Annotated in this window: 18 protein-coding genes and 1 tRNA gene; 14 read left to right on the forward strand and 5 right to left on the reverse strand. The window is 58.3% G+C overall.

Going from position 1 to position 20,288, the window contains the following annotated elements:
* Nucleotides 1-45: 45 nt before the first annotated feature.
* On the forward strand, nt 46-1,734 hold the full coding sequence (gene terL / locus JNA92_RS02895; RefSeq protein ID WP_009682601.1) for a phage terminase large subunit: 1,689 nt from the start codon (nt 46-48) through the stop codon (nt 1,732-1,734).
* Nucleotides 1,735-3,304: 1,570 nt separating this feature from the next.
* Here terL and JNA92_RS02900 read toward each other — a convergent pair.
* The 3 genes from JNA92_RS02900 to JNA92_RS02910 form a co-directional block, all read right to left on the reverse strand.
* The gene (locus tag JNA92_RS02900) at nt 3,305-3,595 is read right to left on the reverse strand and encodes a hypothetical protein (protein ID WP_081791643.1); all 291 of its coding nucleotides are present in this window, start codon (nt 3,593-3,595) and stop codon (nt 3,305-3,307) included.
* Nucleotides 3,596-3,761: 166 nt separating this feature from the next.
* The gene (locus JNA92_RS02905) at nt 3,762-4,184 is read right to left on the reverse strand and encodes a hypothetical protein (protein WP_009681798.1); all 423 of its coding nucleotides are present in this window, start codon (nt 4,182-4,184) and stop codon (nt 3,762-3,764) included.
* Nucleotides 4,185-4,475: 291 nt separating this feature from the next.
* Nucleotides 4,476-4,730 (reverse strand): hypothetical protein, encoded by a 255-nt coding sequence (locus JNA92_RS02910; protein ID WP_081791642.1) that lies wholly within the window; start codon nt 4,728-4,730, stop codon nt 4,476-4,478.
* A 773-nt stretch (nt 4,731-5,503) separates the two neighbouring features.
* Here JNA92_RS02910 and JNA92_RS02915 point away from each other — a divergent pair.
* The 10 genes from JNA92_RS02915 (at nt 5,504) to JNA92_RS02960 (ending at nt 16,673) form a co-directional block, all read left to right on the forward strand.
* A complete protein-coding gene (locus JNA92_RS02915; protein ID WP_009683202.1) occupies nt 5,504-5,860 on the forward strand; it encodes a hypothetical protein in 357 nt (118 codons plus the stop codon).
* Entirely contained in the window at nt 5,835-6,917 is a 1,083-nt protein-coding gene (locus tag JNA92_RS02920; protein ID WP_009683201.1) for a tyrosine-type recombinase/integrase, read from the forward strand. The genes JNA92_RS02915 and JNA92_RS02920 overlap by 26 nt, the downstream gene beginning before the upstream one ends.
* Nucleotides 6,918-7,230: 313 nt before the next feature.
* Nucleotides 7,231-7,306, forward strand: a tRNA-His gene (locus JNA92_RS02925).
* A 350-nt stretch (nt 7,307-7,656) separates the two neighbouring features.
* Complete coding sequence (locus JNA92_RS02930; RefSeq protein WP_241803225.1) at nt 7,657-7,956, forward strand: DUF6388 family protein; 300 nt, start codon at nt 7,657-7,659, stop codon at nt 7,954-7,956.
* Between the two features lie 246 nt (nt 7,957-8,202).
* On the forward strand, nt 8,203-9,516 hold the full coding sequence (gene tig, locus JNA92_RS02935; protein ID WP_241803226.1) for a trigger factor: 1,314 nt from the start codon (nt 8,203-8,205) through the stop codon (nt 9,514-9,516).
* Between the two features lie 91 nt (nt 9,517-9,607).
* The gene (gene clpP, locus JNA92_RS02940) at nt 9,608-10,249 is read left to right on the forward strand and encodes an ATP-dependent Clp endopeptidase proteolytic subunit ClpP (protein WP_009683825.1); all 642 of its coding nucleotides are present in this window, start codon (nt 9,608-9,610) and stop codon (nt 10,247-10,249) included.
* 108 nt (nt 10,250-10,357) lie between these two features.
* Nucleotides 10,358-11,641: an ATP-dependent Clp protease ATP-binding subunit ClpX gene (gene clpX, locus JNA92_RS02945; protein ID WP_241803227.1), complete on the forward strand. Its 1,284-nt coding sequence runs from the start codon at nt 10,358-10,360 to the stop codon at nt 11,639-11,641.
* Between the two features lie 155 nt (nt 11,642-11,796).
* A complete protein-coding gene (gene lon, locus JNA92_RS02950) occupies nt 11,797-14,193 on the forward strand; it encodes an endopeptidase La (protein WP_241803228.1) in 2,397 nt (798 codons plus the stop codon).
* A 152-nt stretch (nt 14,194-14,345) separates the two neighbouring features.
* Nucleotides 14,346-14,618 (forward strand): nucleoid-associated protein HU-beta, encoded by a 273-nt coding sequence (gene hupB / locus JNA92_RS02955; RefSeq protein ID WP_241803229.1) that lies wholly within the window; start codon nt 14,346-14,348, stop codon nt 14,616-14,618.
* A 183-nt stretch (nt 14,619-14,801) separates the two neighbouring features.
* On the forward strand, nt 14,802-16,673 hold the full coding sequence (locus tag JNA92_RS02960) for a SurA N-terminal domain-containing protein (RefSeq protein WP_241803230.1): 1,872 nt from the start codon (nt 14,802-14,804) through the stop codon (nt 16,671-16,673).
* A gap of 78 nt (nt 16,674-16,751) precedes the next feature.
* Here JNA92_RS02960 and JNA92_RS02965 read toward each other — a convergent pair whose 3' ends face one another.
* Complete coding sequence (locus JNA92_RS02965; RefSeq protein WP_241803231.1) at nt 16,752-17,792, reverse strand: patatin-like phospholipase family protein; 1,041 nt, start codon at nt 17,790-17,792, stop codon at nt 16,752-16,754.
* A gap of 152 nt (nt 17,793-17,944) precedes the next feature.
* Between JNA92_RS02965 and JNA92_RS02970 the strand changes: the two genes are divergently transcribed.
* From JNA92_RS02970 to JNA92_RS02980, 3 genes are all read left to right on the forward strand, one after another.
* Entirely contained in the window at nt 17,945-18,223 is a 279-nt protein-coding gene (locus JNA92_RS02970) for a hypothetical protein (RefSeq protein ID WP_039602373.1), read from the forward strand.
* Nucleotides 18,224-18,237: 14 nt separating this feature from the next.
* Nucleotides 18,238-19,017, forward strand: coding sequence for a CHAD domain-containing protein (locus JNA92_RS02975; protein ID WP_241803232.1), 780 nt, complete (start codon nt 18,238-18,240; stop codon nt 19,015-19,017).
* Between the two features lie 76 nt (nt 19,018-19,093).
* A complete protein-coding gene (locus tag JNA92_RS02980; protein WP_241803233.1) occupies nt 19,094-19,891 on the forward strand; it encodes an acyl-CoA thioesterase in 798 nt (265 codons plus the stop codon).
* 3 nt (nt 19,892-19,894) lie between these two features.
* On the opposite strand, the gene JNA92_RS02985 is transcribed toward JNA92_RS02980, so the two are convergent.
* Nucleotides 19,895-20,263: an Mpo1-like protein gene (locus JNA92_RS02985; protein ID WP_241803234.1), complete on the reverse strand. Its 369-nt coding sequence runs from the start codon at nt 20,261-20,263 to the stop codon at nt 19,895-19,897.
* Nucleotides 20,264-20,288 lie beyond the last annotated feature (25 nt).

Genomic DNA, 20,288 nt, shown 5'->3' on the forward strand with positions numbered 1-20,288 from the left:
TGCCTTGGCGTCCTCCTGCGCGGGCTCAAGGAGTCTCTTCGCCATATGGCAGACCGCGTTAAAGTTCACCCCGCCCAGGAGGATTTTCGAAAGTTCATCTACCTGGTGTGGAAACACCTCAACCTTCCCGAACCCACCCCCGTCCAGTACGACATCGCCCGCTACCTGCAACACGGGCCCAGGCGATGCGTCATTGAAGCCTTCCGAGGCGTGGGTAAGTCATGGGTCACAGCCGCATTCGTGTGCTGGCTCCTGTGGCGAAACCCCCAACTCCGCATCCTGGTAGTGTCCGCGTCCAGCGCCCGTGCCGATGCGTTCTCCACCTTCGTTAAGCGCCTCATCCACGAAATGCCGTTGCTCCAGCACCTCAAGCCGGGGCCCGATCAGATCGACAAGATGGTAGCGTTTGAGGTTGCTCCAGCGCTGCCTGACCAGTCCCCCTCGGTTAAGTCCGTGGGCATCATGGGCCAGATCACTGGTTCCCGTGCTGACATCATCATTGCGGACGACATCGAAATCCCGAACAACTCTGCCACGCAGATGATGCGGGACAAGCTGTCCGAGGCCGTGAAGGAATTCGATGCGATCCTCAAGCCGCTCCAATCGGCACGCATCATCTACCTGGGCACACCGCAGTGTGAGATGTCCCTGTACAACCGGCTCCCCGAACGCGGCTATGAAATCCGTGTGTGGCCCGCGCTGTACCCGACTCTCCAGAAGGTGCCGCACTACAAGGGCAGCCTGGCCCCGTTCATCACGCAAGCGATGGAAGCGGACCCAAGCCTGTCCGGTAAGCCAACGGACCCCCGAAGGTTCGACGACAAAGACCTGATGGAGCGTATGGCCTCCTATGGCCGTGCTGGCTTCGCCCTCCAGTTCATGCTGGACACCAGCCTCAGTGACGGTGACAAGTTCCCGCTCAAGGTCCAAGACCTGATGGTGATGAACCTCAACCCGATCATGGCCCACGTCAAATTGGCCTGGGCTGCATCACCAGAACTCTGCATCAACGATATGCCCACCGTGGCGCTCACAGGGGACCGCTTCTACCGGCCAATGTGGCACGCCAGTGAGATGAGCGAGTACACCGGATGCGTTATGGCTATTGACCCCTCGGGCCGTGGTCAAGACGAAACCGGCTATGCCGTGGTCAAAGTCCTAATGGGCAACCTGTTCCTGGTGGCCGCTGGTGGCCTTCGTGGTGGCTACTCCGATGAAACCCTGGAGACGCTCGCCAAGATCGCCAAGGCCCACCAAGCGAACCACATCATCATCGAAGCCAACTTCGGTGACGGCATGTACACCAAGCTCTTCCAGCCTATTCTCCAGAAGCACCACCGCTGCCTGGTCGAAGAGGTGAAGCACTCGCAGCAGAAAGAGCAGCGCATCATTGATACCTTGGAACCCGTACTCACCCAGCACCGCCTCATCGTGGACCAGAAGCTGATTGAGCGGGACTTTGAGTCGGCCCAGACTGACATCAAGTACAGCTTGTTCTACCAGCTCACGCGCCTCACACGCGACCGTGGGGCCCTGTCCCATGATGACCGACTCGATGCCCTGGCTATGGCTGTGGCGTATTGGGTAGACCATATGGCTCGGGACAACGACAAGGCTGTCCAGGAGATGCGGGCCAAGAACATGGATGTTGAGTTGAGGAAGTTCATGGGCCATGTATTAGGCCGCCCTCCGCGTAACAGAGGCTGGATGGGAGGTAACGCAAGCGCTAGGTAGCGATCTGCTATGACTGGACTAACCCTTGTCGCAGTGCAAAACTTCATGGAGGAGGTATAAGGCATGCCCAACGACTCAACACAGGTAGCAAGTGTCCTAAAGGAGATCGTCATCATTGAAGACGACGATCTTCTACGGAGCCTCGCAGCTGACATCGTGGCTGACATGGGAATGCCGTGCCGGTGTTTTTCTACCTGTGACGATGCTTTGGTCTATAGGCTCCAAGGCGCGCCTTGTTATGCAGTCATCGTGGATCATGGTGTACCTGGACAGATCCAAGGTGTGGAATTTCTTGCAATGCACCATGAGCACTGGCCAGACATCCCTGCCATTCTGATGTCTGGGTACGACCTGCGTTATGAAGAGCTACCGCCTAATGCGGTATATCTTCAAAAGCCCTGGGGAGCTGATGTACTCCTGCAAACACTCAGGGGGCTTATCTCTGGAGTGATTACGGGACCCTCCGTCACTGACTTACGTAAGCCTTCCAGTTCCCAGCAGGATCTACCCCAAGTTTCCAAGGGCCCACAATAGGATGACGGAGACGTTCATCCGGGGGCTACATCACGGCTTACGTGGTGCCGGACATTGTTCGGACTGTAGGGAAACCTCAGTGTGTCCGTCATGGCTTGACTGCTGATGATGATGACCATTGGGAACCTTACCTCTCCACTCTCTTTATGGGGGGTAGGGGGGCTAACTGAGGTTTCCTAATGGTCTATCATGGAGATGCAGTCACTGATTCATCTCTAGTGGTCATTAAGTACCACCACCATCATCATCCCTCCTTTATATACCTTCACTGTACCCACCACCCGCAGGGCTCTATAGTGCCGCCTCCAGCAGCCAAAGAGAGCCCCAATGCGCCTCCTCAAGACTGTCCAAGGGATTCACCTCCTGGGCATCCTCCTGGCCCCCGTGGGCTTCTTTATATACATCCTCATCATGCGTTACCTGACCTGGCACCTGGACTCCCTTACGGCCTACGTGCGGTACGGCTCCAATGAAACTACATGGGCCATAGCGAGCCTCTTAGTGGGCTGGCCTGGCGTCCCCCTAGTGCTGTGGTTCGTCCTGGGTCTCCAAGGCAAATGGCCCAAATGATTTTGTTGCAAAAATTTGAGAGCCCACCTCGACATTGGTAGGCCGCGACTACCCCCGGTGCCCCCAGCGAGCGGCCAGAATCCGCCCTCTGAGAACCCTCCGGCCAGGCCCCAAGTGGCCCAGCGGCTGCCCAATGTGTCCCGGAATGTGTCCCACATGGCCGGAAACCCCAGTAAACACAGGGCCTGTCACTGGATTAAGAATCCCGCGCTCCACCTTCTCAGCCTCACAGGCGGCCATTACCGGCCCTTTGTGGGGCTTTTTTGGGCCCTCAGCGGCAAATCCTGAGCGTGTGGACGTTCGGCTATCTGTTTTTTGCGCGGTGATAAGCGCTGGGAACACATGCTTGAAACGGCAAGACTTTGCAGGGGGCGAGCAGGACTAAATCAACGGTGTGGGCCCTTGGTGGACTGGGCCTGCCCTCATTACCCAGCCATGACCAAGGGCCCTCAGGGCCTAACTGGCATCAAGCAATGGAGCGGTTTTCAGTGTGATGGGCTGTTGCTATTCGCCGTGCGCGTCCCACTCCCCAAGCCAATGCTCGCGTCATTGATTCGCCCGGACGAGAATCGAAAGCCTCTTCATGAAGGGCCATGCCGGAGCTTGCATACACACCAATAAACATTTGTGTGCTGCCCGTTCGTGACAACCTCACCTGGACATCAATCGTCGTACCGTTGCCCAACGCCTCGTCATGGGTTCGGTGGTGTAGCGTAGGATCAGCCCAATCCCAAAATACTTCGCCTCGAACGCGCATTTTCAGTCCCCTACGACTTAGTCTTGTGGTTCGATCCACAATAGCGCAGTAGGTCACTTGGGTAACGTTTTTTTGGGCTGCTTGGAAAGAAGCCGACTAATGGGTGTAGAGTTGTACAAATTTTTGCGACTGTATAGGTTTTTTTGTTTCGTCTGGTTTACACTTTTCAGCTATTTAATTTCTTCTGGCTAGCTTTTGTTGTGGCGCGTAGTCGTTCGAGCTGCTGTATGTCAAATAGCTGTAGATGAGATTTTTGGTTCAGAGAGTCGATCTCTTCTTGGATGGCAGCTAGTTGAATGTGCAAGAGAGCAAGTCTGCCCGCTATTGTCTGGATAGTCTGATGCTCGCTTTGGGTATCCATACTCTCGCTTAGGGGCCTTTTAGAGTTAAAGGGAGAGTGCATGTTGCCTTCATCAAAATCTGGCGAGATGCAGAGCCATAACTTCATTGTCTGATAAGAGGGTCGCCCTTTTACTTTGCAAAACTTGGTTAGCGATAGCCCGGAATTGAAATATTCCAGTATAATTACTCGACGGTCATCCTGGGTGTATCGCTTTGCTTGGTGAGCAGCAGCCGGCTTGCTAGCCATGTGGACATCTCCAGTGAATGCAGGTGGATGGACGGCTTGTGGGTTCTGATCGCTGGGTCAGCGAGACTCCTCAACAGGAGCTAGACGATCCATTGGAGAAAAACTGTAGCCAGAGTTACACCCACCAAAGACCCTATTATAATAAACAGTAATTCTAGGAGTGGCGTAAAATTGCCCATATTATTTGCGCCTCCGAAAATTCATAAGCGATGCAAATGAATAAAAGGGCAGCGGCAATTGCAATAGCGCCGTAATATTTTTCGGTCTTATCAGTGGATGTTGTCATGGCGCTTACTTTTCTCGCTCACAACATTCTGTCCGCAGTACCGGGAATAACTCGGACGGGTTGCGCGAGTCATTAATCAGCTTTTCGCACTCTGCGATAGCTAATGTCCTGCTAGAAAAGCCGCGCTTTAATCTTGTTTTTTCCTGATTGTCGTAAATGTCGAATCCGGCAGAGCTCGTGGCGGCATAAAAACGATTGCCAATCTGAAAAGACTCATTCTCCAAAGGTATTGCTGGAACGATAACGAATCTTGGTTGCATTGTGCCATCCCCCCATTCTCCAGAGGTAATTAATAGTCAGGCTAATGGGGGCATGCAAGGTAATTCAGAATAATTTTTCCCTGAATCTATATGCGTATTATTTTGATGTATTGCTCTAGATTTTTCCTCAGCCATGAAGGCTGCCTCTGTGGACTAGGGGAGGGCGTTAGTCCGGTTGCTTCAGGGATGTCGGACCACCGGGCCCGGGGCTTGAGTCGATCCCTACGCTCCGTCGCGCCAGCCTCATGGAGCAGCAGGAGATGGCAGGAGATGAAGCTTTCTTTATACAACCCCGTCCTGATCGGGCTACGGTATTCGAAGCTTCTGTGGCGTTCCGCTATCAGGACGGATTCGTTCCCTGATTTGCTCCGATCTCCCCAAATCGTCCGTGTAGCAACCGAGGTAGTCTCCGGAAGAATTTTTCTCCTTAGCTGCGGGCTGTATGAATTTACAGTACAGCTGTTTCGCGTGAGCTGCGTCAGGCGTAGACTCCTCGGATTTTTCGATTTTGACCGTGATAAGGTCTCTTGAAAGAGAATTCGTTAGCGTGGCAAATGTCGCTTGAACAATACCTTTCCATTTGTGACAATTATCCGCCACTGGCTCATCAAAAGGATCCAAAGGCGTGTTTTTGACATTGTTCGGATGGGAATTCTTCCTCGAAACATATTCGCGTTCGGGAATATTCCTTGACTATTACTTTTCCATCTGTGAGAATCATATCTGGCTCTTAGGCCTTCACTTGGTTTTCAACAAGGTGGTAGTTAAGAAACATGGACAGCGCACAGATCACAAGCCTGGTCACGGCACTTGAGAAGTTCCACGACCTGGACCCCAAAATGCCCATCCGGCAAGTCATCTACCTGCTCACTCTTGCCCAGCAAAAGGAGCCTGTAGGTATCTCGGAAATGGCCGACCTGGTTGGGGTAGGTGTAGCTGTCGCATCCCGCTACGCTGCGAGCTACGGGCGTGGTGGGCGCACGGACGCTGGATTGGGCTTCCTGGTCGCTAAGGAAGACCCGAACGATTGGCGTAAGAAGCAACTGGTGTTCACTGACACCGGGCGCAAATTCATCGAAAACTTGTTCGAATCTGAGGACAAAAATGCCCATATACAGGAAGGGAAATAAGTATCTAGTCTCGCTTGGGTCACGTAACGACCGCTACCGACAAACGTTCGCCACAGAGGAAGAGGCGAAGGCCGATGAGGCCAGAGAGCTCGCAAGGAGGGCCGCGCTACCCAAGGCGGTACGTGGCGAAGGCACCGGCACCATTTCCCCGCTGAAATCCCGCAAGACCCTTCAAGAAGCCTACGACCTGACATTCCGACTGGAGTGGAAGGGTGGCAAGTCTGAAAAAACGATGACACTCAATGGCGGCAACGTGCTGAAAGCACTAGGGGCCGATACGCTGCTGAGCGACATCACGACCGAGACCATCACTGAAATGGTTCTGGAGTTTGAAGACCTGGGCAACTCAGGTTCGACTGTGAACCGCAAGCTGTCGCTTCTTTCTATGGTCCTCAAGACCGCCGTGAACCATAACTGGCTCCTCAGTGTGCCGCGTATGATCCGCCGTAAAGAAGGCAAGCACCGTATCCGCTGGATGAACACGGAGGAAGAGGGCAACGTCCTTAAGGCGTGCCAGCACCTGGGGCTCAACTGTCTTCATGACTTCATCATTGTGGCGGTCGATACAGGGTTCCGCCGTGCTGAACTCCTCGGGCTCAGTGCTCCTGACTTCCAGGAAGGAATGATCCACCTGTACGCCGGACAAACCAAGAATGGAGACGCCCGTGCCATCCCGGCTACCAGTCGCGTGGCGCGCATCCTGCACCGCAGACGGATGAACCTGACTACATTTGAAGGGCTCACCGTTTCGTCTCTGCGTCACCAGTGGGCCACTCTGCGCGCTTACATGGGCATGGAAGAAGACCCGCAGTTTATCGTTCACATGCTTCGCCACACCTGCGCTTCGCGCCTGGTACAGCGTGGCGTCCCATTGGCCTCTGTCCAGCATTGGATGGGCCACAAGAACATCAACACGACTCTCCGGTACGCGCATCTGGCACCGGAAAATCTAATGCAGGCGCGCAATGCGCTGGAAGCTACACCTGCACAGCCGACCGCTTTTGAGTCGGTAGAGCGCGACACGTTCTTCAACTATGGTGAAGCCACTACCGCCTAGTTGGGACACATTTTCTGATTCGTGGCTCGGGCAGAGTAGGCCCTGAGCGGCGACCGTGGGCCCACCCAAATTAGGGCGGGACACACCGGGACACATGGGGACACTTGGGACACGAATTTAGCGTTGCATAGTGTGTCCCACCTGTGTAAGATGCGCGCCAAGCCCTTGTATCTAAAGGGTTTCGCGAATAGACCAAGCTCTGGCACCAGATTTAGGTTCCAGCGGCGCAAGCTGTAAGAGTTCGAGTCTCTTCGTCCGCACCATGTTTTTGTAAGCACGTTTTTGTAAAGTTGTACCGTTGCACCGCACTATGGTGGGCGTAGCTCAGTTGGTAGAGCGCCGGATTGTGATTCCGGTTGTCGTGGGTTCGATTCCCATCGTCCACCCCATATTTTCGAAGGCGCCTTGATCGTATGATCAGGCGCCTTTGTTGTTTCTGCGTTATGCGCAAGAGTGCGTACCCATGCAGCCATCGCCGGCAAACCGGCTCCGGCAGGTATCGCATAGCCCTCAAGAACTGCGCGGTCCCGGTGGGCGCTGGCTTGCCGGCGATGGGTCGCAAAGCGGTCCCTCATTGCCTGGCTGGCTGGTGAATGCCTGAGGTGTGGTGCCTTTACGTGCTACAACTTTGTGACTTGCTCTGCCAGCCCTTGCAATCCTCTGGTGACACCCCAATAAAAGCTGATAGATTTCAGTCGGTTGAAACTCCGGCTGGATTAGGCCGGCAAAGGATCTATCCATGATTGCAAAAGAAGCCCGTCAGGCGCTGGCGCTTCAGCGTTTCGCCGAGGCCAATCCGCAACTGCTCGAGGAAATCCGAGCGCTGGATGCGCGCGAGCAGGCCCAGCAGATCGAATGGGCGTTCGAGGATGCCGCCGACGAGCAGGGCATCCAGCCTTGGGAGCTGGCGCTGCAGTTGATCGCCGAGAGCCCTGAACAGTTGCAGGCCATGCGCCTGGAAACCCATCGCGAAGTGGCCGAAGCGCTGGGTATGGCCTGGGAAGAGTACTGCCAGTTCAATGAACTCGACCCTGAATGAGCGCGTTTTTTTGGGTTGTAGTTGTTTGACAAGGTATTACGGTTGCGTGCCGCCGCTGGCGTTGCGCAGCCTGCTTATATATAGAGGCCCGGCGATACGCCGTGCGGGCCTTGCAAGCTAATCGACCGGCGTGGTTTCCCGTCGTCCCGGGTGGGGTGACTTCTGGTGCGTGACTCACTAGAATGCTTGCCCTTGATTCTGGAGTCGGGCTAACGCCGGCTAACGTCTGTGCAACGAGGAATATCCATGCAAGTTTCTGTTGAAAACACTTCCGCTCTCGAGCGCCGCATGACCATCGCCGTTCCGGCCGAGCGCGTCGAGAACGAAGTCAACAAGCGTCTGCAGCAGACTGCCAAGCGCGCCAAGGTCGCGGGCTTCCGCCCAGGCAAAGTGCCGATGAGCGTGATCCGCCAGCGTTTCGAAGCCGATGCCCGTCAAGAGGCCTTCGGTGACCTGGTCCAGGCTTCCTTCTACGAAGCCATCGTCGAGCAGAAGCTGAACCCGGCTGGCGCGCCTGCCGTAGAGCCGAAGTCGTTCGAAAAGGGCAAGGACCTGGAGTTCGTCGCCATCTTCGAAGTGTTCCCAGAGTTCGCCGTTGCCGGCCTGGAGTCGATCAGCGTCGAGCGTCTGAGCGCCGAAGTGGCTGACGCCGACCTGGACAACATGCTGGAAGTGCTGCGCAAGCAGAACGTACGCTTCGAGGCCGTCGAGCGCGCTGCCGAGAAGGACGACCAGGTCAACATCGACTTCGTCGGCAAGATCGACGGTGAAGCCTTCGCCGGTGGTTCGGCCAAGGGCACCCAGCTGGTACTGGGCTCCGGCCGCATGATCCCAGGCTTCGAAGACGGCCTGGTTGGCGCCAAGGCCGGCGAAGAGCGCGTTGTCAACGTGACCTTCCCTGAGGATTACCAGAACCTGGACCTCGCAGGCAAAGCTGCCGAGTTCACCATCACCGTCAACAGCGTTTCGGCACCTCAGCTGCCAGAACTGAACGAAGCGTTCTTCGCCCAGTTCGGTATCAAGGAATCGACCCTGGAAGGCTTCCGCGCCGAAGTTCGCAAGAACATGGAGCGTGAACTGCGCCAGGCGATCAAGACCAAGGTGAAGAACCAGGTCATGGACGGTCTGCTGGCCGCCAACCCGATCGAAGTGCCGAAAGCGCTGCTGGAAAACGAAGTCAACCGCCTGCGCGTCCAGGCTGTTCAGCAGTTCGGTGGCAACATCAAGCCTGAGCAACTGCCGGCCGAGCTGTTCGAAGAGCAAGCCAAGCGCCGTGTGGTGCTGGGCCTGATCGTCGCTGAAGTGGTCAAGCAGTTCGAACTGAAGCCGGACGAAGGCAAGGTTCGCGAGATGATCGAAGAAATGGCTTCGGCTTACCAGGAGCCTGAGCAGGTCATCGCTTGGTACTACAAAAACGACCAGCAGATGAACGAGGTGCGTTCGGTTGTGCTGGAAGAGCAAGTTGTAGATACTGTTCTGCAGAAAGCGACTGTGACCGACAAATCGGTCTCGTACGAAGAAGCCGTAAAACCAGCTCAGGCGCCTGCCGAAGCTGAGTAAGGCGGCCCTCTCGTAGGAAACCCCCACAAGCCAGCCTTCGCGCTGGCTTGTGCGTATTCAAGCCATGACTATTTGGGAGTGAGCGCAGGACATGTCCCGCAATTCTTATATTCAGCAGAGCTCTGACATCCAAGCCGCAGGCGGCCTGGTCCCGATGGTTATCGAGCAGTCCGCCCGTGGCGAACGTGCCTATGACATCTACTCGCGCCTGTTGAAGGAGCGAGTGATCTTCCTGGTCGGCCCGGTAGAAGACTACATGGCCAACCTGGTAGTGGCACAGATGCTGTTCCTTGAGGCGGAAAACCCGGACAAGGATATCCATCTTTACATCAACTCCCCTGGCGGCTCGGTAACGGCTGGCATGTCGATCTACGACACCATGCAGTTCATCAAGCCGGACGTCTCGACCATCTGCATCGGCCAGGCCTGCAGCATGGGGGCCTTCCTGTTGGCCGCCGGTGCCAAGGGCAAGCGTCACTGCCTGCCTAACTCGCGTGTGATGATTCACCAGCCGCTCGGCGGCTTCCAGGGCCAGGCGACCGATATCGAGATCCACGCCCAGGAAATCCTCAACATCAAGGCGCGTCTGAACGAGCTGCTGGCCTACCACACTGGCCAGGACCTGGAGACCATCAAGCGCGACACCGAGCGAGACAATTTCATGAGCGCCTCGCGCGCGGCCGAGTACGGCCTGATCGACTCGGTATACGACAAGCGGCAACTGGCCTCCTGAACCCAGGTGCCAGAGCAGGTAGGTGCCTCAAGCGCCTACCTGCGGACTTGAAAAAGCCCGCAATTGCCTTCATCTTGTGTTGCAAGCCTACCGGATTGGATCGATCGAATGACTGACACCCGTAACGGCGAGGACAGCGGCAAATTGCTTTATTGCTCCTTCTGCGGCAAAAGCCAGCACGAAGTGCGCAAACTGATTGCCGGGCCCTCGGTATTTATCTGCGACGAGTGCGTCGACCTGTGCAACGACATCATCCGAGAGGAGGTGCAGGAAGCCCAGGCCGAAAGCAGCGCGCACAAATTGCCTTCGCCGAAAGAAATCAGCGGCATCCTGGACCAGTATGTGATTGGTCAGGAACGTGCCAAGAAGGTGCTTTCGGTAGCGGTGTACAACCACTACAAGCGCCTGAACCAGCGTGACAAGAAAGGTGACGAGGTTGAACTCGGCAAGAGCAACATCCTGCTGATCGGGCCTACTGGCTCGGGCAAGACCCTGCTCGCCGAAACCCTGGCTCGCCTGTTGAACGTACCGTTCACCATTGCCGACGCCACCACCCTGACCGAAGCCGGTTATGTGGGTGAGGACGTCGAGAACATCATCCAGAAGCTGCTGCAAAAGTGCGATTACGACGTGGAAAAGGCCCAGATGGGCATTGTCTACATCGACGAGATCGACAAGATTTCGCGCAAGTCGGACAACCCGTCGATCACCCGTGACGTTTCGGGTGAGGGCGTGCAGCAGGCACTGCTCAAGCTGATCGAGGGCACCGTTGCCTCCGTTCCGCCGCAAGGGGGGCGCAAGCACCCGCAACAGGAATTCCTGCAGGTAGATACCCGCAACATCCTGTTCATCTGCGGTGGCGCCTTCTCGGGCCTGGAAAAGGTCATCCAGAACCGCTCCACCAAAGGTGGCATCGGTTTTGGCGCTGAAGTACGCAGCAAGGAAGAGGGCAAGAAGGTTGGCGAGTCGCTGCGGGAAGTCGAGCCGGATGATCTGGTCAAGTTTGGCCTGATCCCCGAGTTCGTCGGCCGTCTGCCGGTTCTGGCAACCCTCGACGAGCTGGACGAGGCTGCACTGATGCAGATCCTCACTGAGCCGAAGAACGCCCTGACCAAGCAGTACGCCAGGCTGTTCGAGATGGAGAGCGTTGACCTCGAGTTCCGCAGTGATGCACTCAAGGCCGTCGCACGCAAAGCCCTGGAGCGCAAGACTGGCGCCCGCGGCCTGCGTTCGATCCTCGAAGGCGTGCTGCTCGACACCATGTATGAAATTCCTTCGCAGAAGGAAGTCAGCAAGGTGGTGATCGACGAGAGCGTCATCGAAGGCACGTCGCAGCCGCTGCTGATCTACGAGAACAGCGAGCCGCCAGCCAAGGTCGCGCCCGACGCCTGAGTCGGTCCGTGGCAGCAAGCAAGAAAGGGGCCCATGCGGGCCCCTTTCTGCTTTTCCTGTGCAAGCGCTTGTAATTTCCCAGGCGTGCCCCCACATTAGGTCCAAGCATCATTTCCACCGGTTTCCGGCCATAAGGCCGCTGTAGAGGCGAAATCATGAAGACCACCCTCGACTTGCCTCTTTTGCCATTGCGCGATGTCGTTGTTTACCCGCACATGGTCATCCCACTGTTCGTGGGGCGTGAGAAGTCCATCGAGGCCCTTGAGGCTGCGATGACTGGCGAGAAGCAGATCCTTCTGCTGGCCCAGAAGAACCCCGCTGACGACGATCCGGGCGAAGACGCCCTGTATCGCGTCGGTACTGTCGCTACCGTGCTGCAACTGCTGAAGCTGCCTGATGGCACCGTCAAGGTGCTGGTCGAGGGCGAGCAGCGTGGTGCAGTCGAGCGCTTTACCGAAGTCGAAGGGCACATCCGTGCCGAAGTTTCCCTGATCGACGAAACCGACGCCGCCGAGCGCGAGTCGGAAGTCTTCGTGCGCACCCTGCTGTCGCAGTTCGAGCAGTACGTACAGTTGGGCAAGAAAGTCCCGGCTGAAGTGCTGTCGTCGCTCAACAGCATCGAGGAGCCTGGGCGCCTGGTCGATACCATGGCAGCACACATGGCGCTGAAGATCGAGCAGAAGCAGGAAATTCTCGAAATCGTCGACCTGTCCACCCGTGTCGAGCATGTACTGGCGATGCTGGATGCCGAAATCGACCTGCTGCAGGTCGAAAAGCGTATCCGTGGCCGGGTCAAGAAGCAGATGGAGCGTAGCCAGCGCGAGTACTACCTGAATGAGCAGATGAAGGCCATTCAGAAGGAGCTCGGCGATGGCGACGAAGGCCACAACGAAGTCGAAGAGCTGAAAAAACGCATTGAAGCTGCCGGCCTGCCCAAAGACGCCCTGGCCAAGGCCCAGGCCGAGCTGAACAAGCTCAAGCAGATGTCGCCAATGTCTGCCGAAGCCACCGTGGTGCGAACCTACCTCGACTGGCTCGTGCAGGTGCCGTGGAAGGCCCAGAGCAAGGTGCGCCTGGATCTGTCCAAGGCCGAGGAAATTCTCGACGCGGACCACTATGGCCTTGAAGAGGTCAAGGAACGCATCCTCGAATACCTCGCCGTGCAGAAGCGCGTGAAGAAAATTCGCGGCCCGGTACTGTGCCTGGTCGGCCCACCAGGCGTGGGCAAGACCTCGCTGGCCGAGTCGATCGCCGCCGCCACCAACCGCAAGTTCGTGCGCATGGCCCTGGGTGGCGTGCGTGACGAGGCCGAGATCCGCGGTCATCGTCGGACATACATCGGTTCGATGCCCGGCCGCCTGATCCAGAAAATGACCAAGGTGGGGGTGCGCAACCCACTGTTCCTGCTCGACGAGATCGACAAGATGGGCAGCGACATGCGTGGCGACCCGGCCTCGGCGCTGCTGGAAGTGCTCGACCCCGAGCAGAACCACAACTTCAACGACCACTACCTGGAGGTTGATTACGACCTCTCGGATGTGATGTTCCTCTGCACCTCGAACTCGATGAACATTCCGCCGGCGCTGCTGGACCGCATGGAAGTCATCCGCCTGCCGGGTTACACCGAGGACGAGAAGATCAACATCGCGATCAAATACCTGACGCCCAAGCAGGTCAAGGCCAACGGTTTGAAGAAGGAGGAGCTCGAGATCGACACCTCGGCGATCCGTGACATCATCCGTTACTACACCCGCGAAGCCGGTGTACGTGGCCTGGAGCGGCAGATTGCGAAGGTCTGCCGCAAGGTCGTCAAGGAGCACACCGGCCAGAAACAGGTCAAGGTCAAGGTCACCAATGAGCAGCTCGAGCACCTGTTGGGCGTGCGCAAGTTCCGCTACGGCCTGGCCGAGCAGCAGGACCAGATAGGCCAGGTTACCGGCCTTGCCTGGACCCAGGTGGGTGGCGAATTGCTGACCATCGAGTCGGTGGTCATCCCTGGAAAAGGGCAATTGATCAAGACCGGTTCGCTGGGCGACGTCATGGTCGAGTCGATTACCGCCGCGCAAACCGTTGTTCGTAGCCGCGCCCGCAGCCTGGGGATTGCCGCCGACTTCCATGAGAAGCACGACGTGCACATCCACATGCCTGAGGGCGCTACGCCCAAGGATGGCCCGAGCGCCGGTATCGGCATGTGCACTGCGCTGGTGTCGGCGTTGACGCAGATTCCGGTGCGTGCAGATGTTGCCATGACCGGCGAAATCACCTTGCGTGGGCAGGTATTGGCCATTGGCGGGCTGAAGGAAAAACTCCTGGCGGCGCACCGTGGTGGGATCAAGACGGTGATCATTCCAGAGGAGAATGTTCGCGATCTGAAGGAGATCCCGGAAAATATCAAACAGGATCTGCAGATCAAACCGGTCAAATGGATTGACGAAGTCCTGCAAATTGCGCTGCAATACGCCCCGGAGCCCTTGCCAGATGTGGCTCCTGAGATTGTCGCGAAAGATGAAAAGCGCGACGGCGATGCTAAGGAACGTATCAGCACGCATTAGTAGTTTTTGGCTGGGGGGCTTTCCTTGACAGTATTTTCGGGGCCTTGCTATAAAGCGGCACGCTATTGTCACCAGGCCACCCAGCATTCGTTTCAGAAGCTTTTCATTACATACTTAGAAACAAACTCAATAGAGAAATAAGGGGACTTAGAGTGAACAAGTCGGAACTGATTGACGCTATCGCCGCATCTGCTGACATCCCGAAAGCTGTAGCCGGCCGCGCGCTGGATGCAGTAATTGACTCCGTGACTGGTGCCCTGAAAGCAGGCGACGACGTCGTTCTGGTTGGCTTCGGTACCTTCACGGTCAAAGAGCGCGCTGCGCGCACCGGCCGTAACCCGCAAACTGGTAACGCAATCGAGATCGCTGCCGCCAAGGTTCCAGGCTTCAAGGCTGGCAAAGGCCTGAAAGACGCCGTCAACTAAGTCGTCTCTTTCAGCTGGACCGGGCCTTGCCAGGTTCGAGCACGCTGAAGGCGGGTCGCAAACGTTCCCGCCTGACACGTTTGCTAAGAAAAGGCGCATCCTCGGATGCGCCTTTCTTTTATCAGGATTCTACCCACGCTCCGCGGTTGTCGACGCAGTGGTACAGCCGTTTCTGGGGGACGCATGCTGCAAAATATCAGGGACAATTCACAAGGTTGGATTGCCAAGACCATCATTGGCCTCATCGTTGTGTTGATGGCGTTGACGGGCTTCGAAGCCATTTTCCAGGCCGCCAGCCATAGCCAGGACGCCGCCAAGGTGAACGGCCAGACCATCAGCCAGAACGAGCTGAGCCAAGCGGCCGACATGCAGCGCCGCCAGCTGATGCAACAGCTGGGCAAGGATTTCGACCCGGCTCTGCTGGATGAGAAATTGCTGCGCGATGCTGCGCTCAAAGGGCTGATCGAACGCAAGCTGCTGTTGCAGGGTGCCGAAGATGCCAAGTTCGCCTTCAGTGAGGCCGCGCTGGATCAAGTGATCCTGCAGACGCCGGAATTCCAGGTTGATGGCAAGTTCAACGCCGACCGTTTCGACCAGGTCATCCGCCAGATGGGCTATGGCCGTTTGCAGTTCCGCGAGATGCTTGCCGAAGAAATGCTGATCGGCCAGATCCGCACGGGTATTGCCGGCAGCAGCTTCGTTACCGACCAGCAGGTCGACGCCTTCGCTCGCCTGGAGAGCCAGACCCGCGACTTCGCTTCGTTGACCTTCAAGGCCAACCCGGCTGCGGTCAAGGTCAGCGATGACGAGGTCAAGGCTCATTATGAACAGCATGCCAAGGAGTTCATGACGCCGGATCAAGTGGTCATCGACTATGTCGAGCTGAAGAAGTCGGCATTCTTCGATCAGGTGAAGGTTACCGACGACGAGCTCAAGGCCCAGTACGAGAAGGAAATCGCCAACCTGGCCGAGCAGCGCCACGCTGCGCACATCCTGATCGAGGTCAATGACAAGGTCAGCGATGCCCAGGCCAAGGCTCGCATCGAAGAGATCGAGCAACGCTTGGCCAAAGGTGAAGACTTCGCCAAGCTGGCCAAGGAGTTCTCCCAGGACCCGGGTTCGGCCAACAGCGGTGGCGATCTTGGTTTCGCCGGCCCGGGTGTGTATGACCCGGCCTTCGAGGACGCTCTGTACAAGCTCGACGATGGCCAGGTGTCAGCACCAGTACGTACCCAGTTCGGTTATCACTTGATCAAGCTGCTGGGTAAACAGGCGCCGGAAGTCCCGAGTTTCGCCAGCCTGAAGGACAAGCTCACGCGAGACCTGAAGACTCCGCTGGTCGAGCAGCGCTATGTCGATGCCAGCAAGCAGCTGCAGGATGCTGCCTACGAGGCTGCCGACCTGGCCCAGCCCGCCCAGGACCTGAACCTCAAGGTGCATACTTCCGCGCCATTCGGCCGTGAAGGCGGTGAGGGCATCACGGCCAACCGTGCCGTGGTCCAGGCCGCGTTCTCCGAGGAAGTGCTTGATGAGGCTGCCAACAGCACCGCCATCGAGCTGGACCCTGAAACCACCGTGGTATTGCGCGTCAAGGAGCACCGCAAGCCGGAGCAGATGCCGCTCGAAGCCGTGGCCAAGAACATCAGCGAACACCTGGCCAAGGAGAAGGCGACCGCCGAGCTCAAGGTCAAGGCGGACAAACTGATCGCCGGCCTGCGTGACGGCTCGGTCGCTGCTGATGCTACCCAGCAAGGCCAGAGCTGGAAGGCCTACGAAGCAGTCACCCGCAGCCAGGACGGTATCGACCCGGCCGAGTTGCAGGCGCTGTTCCGCCTGCCCAAGCCGCAAGCCAAGGGCAAGCCGGTATATGGCAGCGTGGTACTGGCCGATGGCAGCCTGGTCGTGTTGCAGCTCAAAGGCGTCAACGACGGTGCCGCCGCCAGCGATGAAGAGAAGCAGCAGATCCGCCGCTATCTCGCTTCGCGTGCAGGCCAGCAGGACTTTGCGGCATACCGCAAGCAGCTGGAAGGCAGTGCGGACATCACTCGCTACTGAGTGACACTCTGGTAACGAAACAGGCCGCATGATGCGGCCTGTTTCGTTTCTGGGGCACGGGGCACGCGCCGGGGCGCTTCAGCGCTTCTCGCCCTCGTAGTTATCCAGCGTATCCCGCGCTATCTCCCGGCCCAAGGCAATCAGTTCCGGCGCCTTGTAGAACTCGAAGAACCGGCATACCCGCTTGGGTACGTTGATCAGCACGTCCGGTGGATACCCCGCGATCTTGTATTGCGCCAACGACGTCTGCATGACCTCGAAGCTCTGGTTGATCAGGTCCAGCAGCGACGCTGGCCCGACGTTGTCGACGATGATCGACCCCGTGGCCGATTTTGGCGCACCCTCGCTTTGCGGCGTCGCCGCCGGTTGCTGGGTTTCTGGGGCGGCCGTATCGCTCAGCCAGGGGTTGGGTGGCACCAGACCCTCGCCGGTGATCTCCTGCTCGATGCGCATCAGTTCCTCGGCGGGCTTGCGTCGGAACGGCATGCGCGCCCCCAGCGAACTGATCAGCGCGTCAAAGCGCATCCTGAACGCTGCCGGCCGCTCGATGACAGGCAGCTGGTACTGCTTCTGGTTGGTGGAGTTGAGGTTTACCGCGATGATCATGTCGCAGTGGCTGGACACGACCGGCACGATCGGCAGCGGATTGAGGATGCCGCCGTCGACCAGCATGCGGTTGCCTTGCATGACCGGCGTGAACAGGCTTGGAATTGCCGCCGAGGCGCGCATCGCCTGGTGCAGGCAGCCCTCCTGGAACCAGATCTCCTGCTGGTGGGTGAGGTCGGTGGCCACTGCCGTATAGGGGATGCGCAATTGTTCGATATTGATTTCGCCGACGATCTTGCGGATCTGCCCAAACACCTTGTCGCCGCGAATGGCGCCAAGGCGGAAGCTGACATCGACCAGACGCAGTACGTCCAGGTAATCCAGGCTTTCGATCCAGTTGCGGTATTCATCGAGCTTGCCCGCCGCGTAAATCCCCCCGACCACCGCGCCCATCGAGCAACCGGCAATGCAGGCGATTTCGTAGCCGCGCCGTTCGATTTCTTCGATCACGCCGATATGGGCATAACCCCGCGCGCCCCCCGACCCCAACACCAGTGCTACACGTTTGCTCATGATCTTCCCCGGCTTTTGCATCCATGGCCCTACAATGCACCGAGCGTTGCCTGTGCTTCAATGTAGACTCTAGGCAAAACCTGCCGAGCGCGGCACTTTTCAGGTGCCCAAGCGTCGAACAGCCACCGTATTCAACCTCCGAGGTATTACCGATGAAAGCCTGGATCTGCCTTCCTCTGATTGCCCTGGCCCTTGCCGGCTGCGCGGGCAAGACGGCTTACCGTGACAGCTGCGCGTCGCAGCTCGATGCCGCTTGGAAGGAGCTCGACCTGGCCAAGGCTGAAGGCTTTGCCGGTACCGTCAGCTATTCCAAGGCGTTGTCGCTGTTGACCGGGGCCAAGACCCAGCAGCAGTTCGAAGGGTTCGAGGGTTGCACCAAGAAAGCCGAAAAGGCGCGTTTCTACATTCGTGAGTCGCGCGCCGGGCGCTGACCGAGGAGTGCTGTATGTCCAGCATGCTCGACCATGTGGTTGCCCAGGTAGTGGCCTTGCAGGTGCGCCTGCTGGCTTGTCGCGAGCGCCTTGCTGCCGATACCGACAGCGAGGCCTTGCACGATCTGCGCATAGGCCTGAGGCGCTTGCGCAGCCTGTTGCGGCCGCTGAAGGGCTTGCCGGGGGTCGAGCAGCTGGAGGACGCTGCGAGAGCCCTTGGCACCTTGACCACGCCGCTACGTGACCGCGAGGTACTGGCGGGCGAGTTGATCCAGCGCGGCGTTGTCCAAGCGGGGCAGCGGCGTCTGCAAGGGCGCGCTGCCACCTTTGCCGGCGTGGCCGCCAGCCCGCAACTGAGCCGGGTGCTGGCAATCCTCGATGCCTTTCCGCTGTTTCTGCGCGCCGCGGGCCGTGAAGGGTTGGCCAAGTGCCTGCGTAAACGCGTCGACAAACGCCTGATCAAGCAATGGCGCAAGCTGCAGGAAGCCTTGCAGGACCCGGCCCACGACCGTCATCGCCTGCGCTTGTTGATCAAGCGGGTGCGCTATGGGGACCAGGCCTACCCACAACTCGATCATGCCGGGAAGCAGTTGCAGCGCCTGCTCAAACAAGCCCAGGGCGATTTGGGTAATTGGCATGACCGCCTGCAATGGCTGTTGCAGGCTCAATCGCATGAGGACCTTGCGCCCTGCAAAGTCGATTGGGAGCGGGAGCTCGATGACGCCGAGCGCCAGTCCGATGTGACACTGGCTGCCTTGCAGGCAGCACTGGAGCGGCGCAAGCCCGGCAAATGACCGATATGCGGGCTGTTCGACGCAAGGTTGCTCGCTAGTATTGGCTGACACCTTTCGCTGCTGCAGGAGCCGGCCCATGAATTTCAACCAACTGCTCGACGCCGTGCGAGCGCACCCCGATAGCGTCAGTGTCCCGCCCGACTGGGCCCAAGGGCGTGCCGTATTCGGTGGCCTGATGGCTGCCATGGTGTATGAGGCCATGCGCCTGAAGCTCGCCGATAGCCGCCCGGTGCGGTCGCTGGCCGTCAGTTTCGTCGCCCCCGCCGCGCCCGACGTTGCGACCCGTTTCGAAGTCGAAGTGCTGCGCGAGGGCAAAGCGGTCAGCACCGTGCTGGGTCGAGCCATTCAGGATGACCAGGTGGTGACCTTGGTCCAGGGCAACTTCGGTGCCGCGCGGCCATCGGTGGTGCAGGTGCCTGCCGAGCCGGCCATGGAGATGAAGGCACTCGAGCAAGCCGCCCCGGAGCTTCCTTACATCAAAGGTGTCACACCAGAGTTCATGCGCCATGTAGCCCTGCGCTGGGCAATTGGCGGGCTGCCGTTCAGCGGTAATCAGTCACGCCACATGGGCGGTTGGGTGCGCTTGCGGGATGTTGCCCAGGAGCAGGTCAACGAGGCCCACCTGTTGGCGCTTGTCGATGCCTGGCCACCCAGCCTCATGCCGTACCTGAAGCAGCCCGCAGCAGGCAGCACGCTGACCTGGACCATCGAATTCATCCAGCCGGTTGCCAGGCTGTCAACGTTGGACTGGTGCCGCTACTGCGTCGAGACCGAACACGCCCGCGATGGATACGGGCATGCCGCAGCTGCCCTGTGGACGGCTGAAGGCGAATTGCTGGCCTTGAGCCGCCAGACGGTCACGGTGTTCGCCTGAGCGTCAACGCCGGTGTCTGTGCCGTTCGCGCCAGGCCCGCCACCAGGCACCGCTGAGCACAAAGCGCGGGAAGGTGATGAATTGCTCAGTCAGCAGGCGCTGCAGGGCGTCCTTGCGGTTGGCGAAGGGTTCTGGCTGCTCGGCCTCCAGGCGGTGGCCGTGGCGCTGCAGGCCCAGGCCGGCGATCAGGGCAATGATGCCGACAGCAATCTGGCCTAGGTCCAGGGCGAACAAGCCGGACAGCACGAGCAAAGCACCGAGGATGAACAGCGGCACGGCAATCAGGTGCAGCACCAGGTTGGTCGGGTGGCGGTGGTTGTGGTGATAGCCGCGCCATTGCCAGGCGGGCAAGTTGGGCAGTCGTTTGCTCATGGGCAGGTCCTCACGGTCATGCCCA

Source organism: Pseudomonas putida, assembly GCF_022627325.1.
Lineage (GTDB): Bacteria > Pseudomonadota > Gammaproteobacteria > Pseudomonadales > Pseudomonadaceae > Aquipseudomonas > Aquipseudomonas putida_X.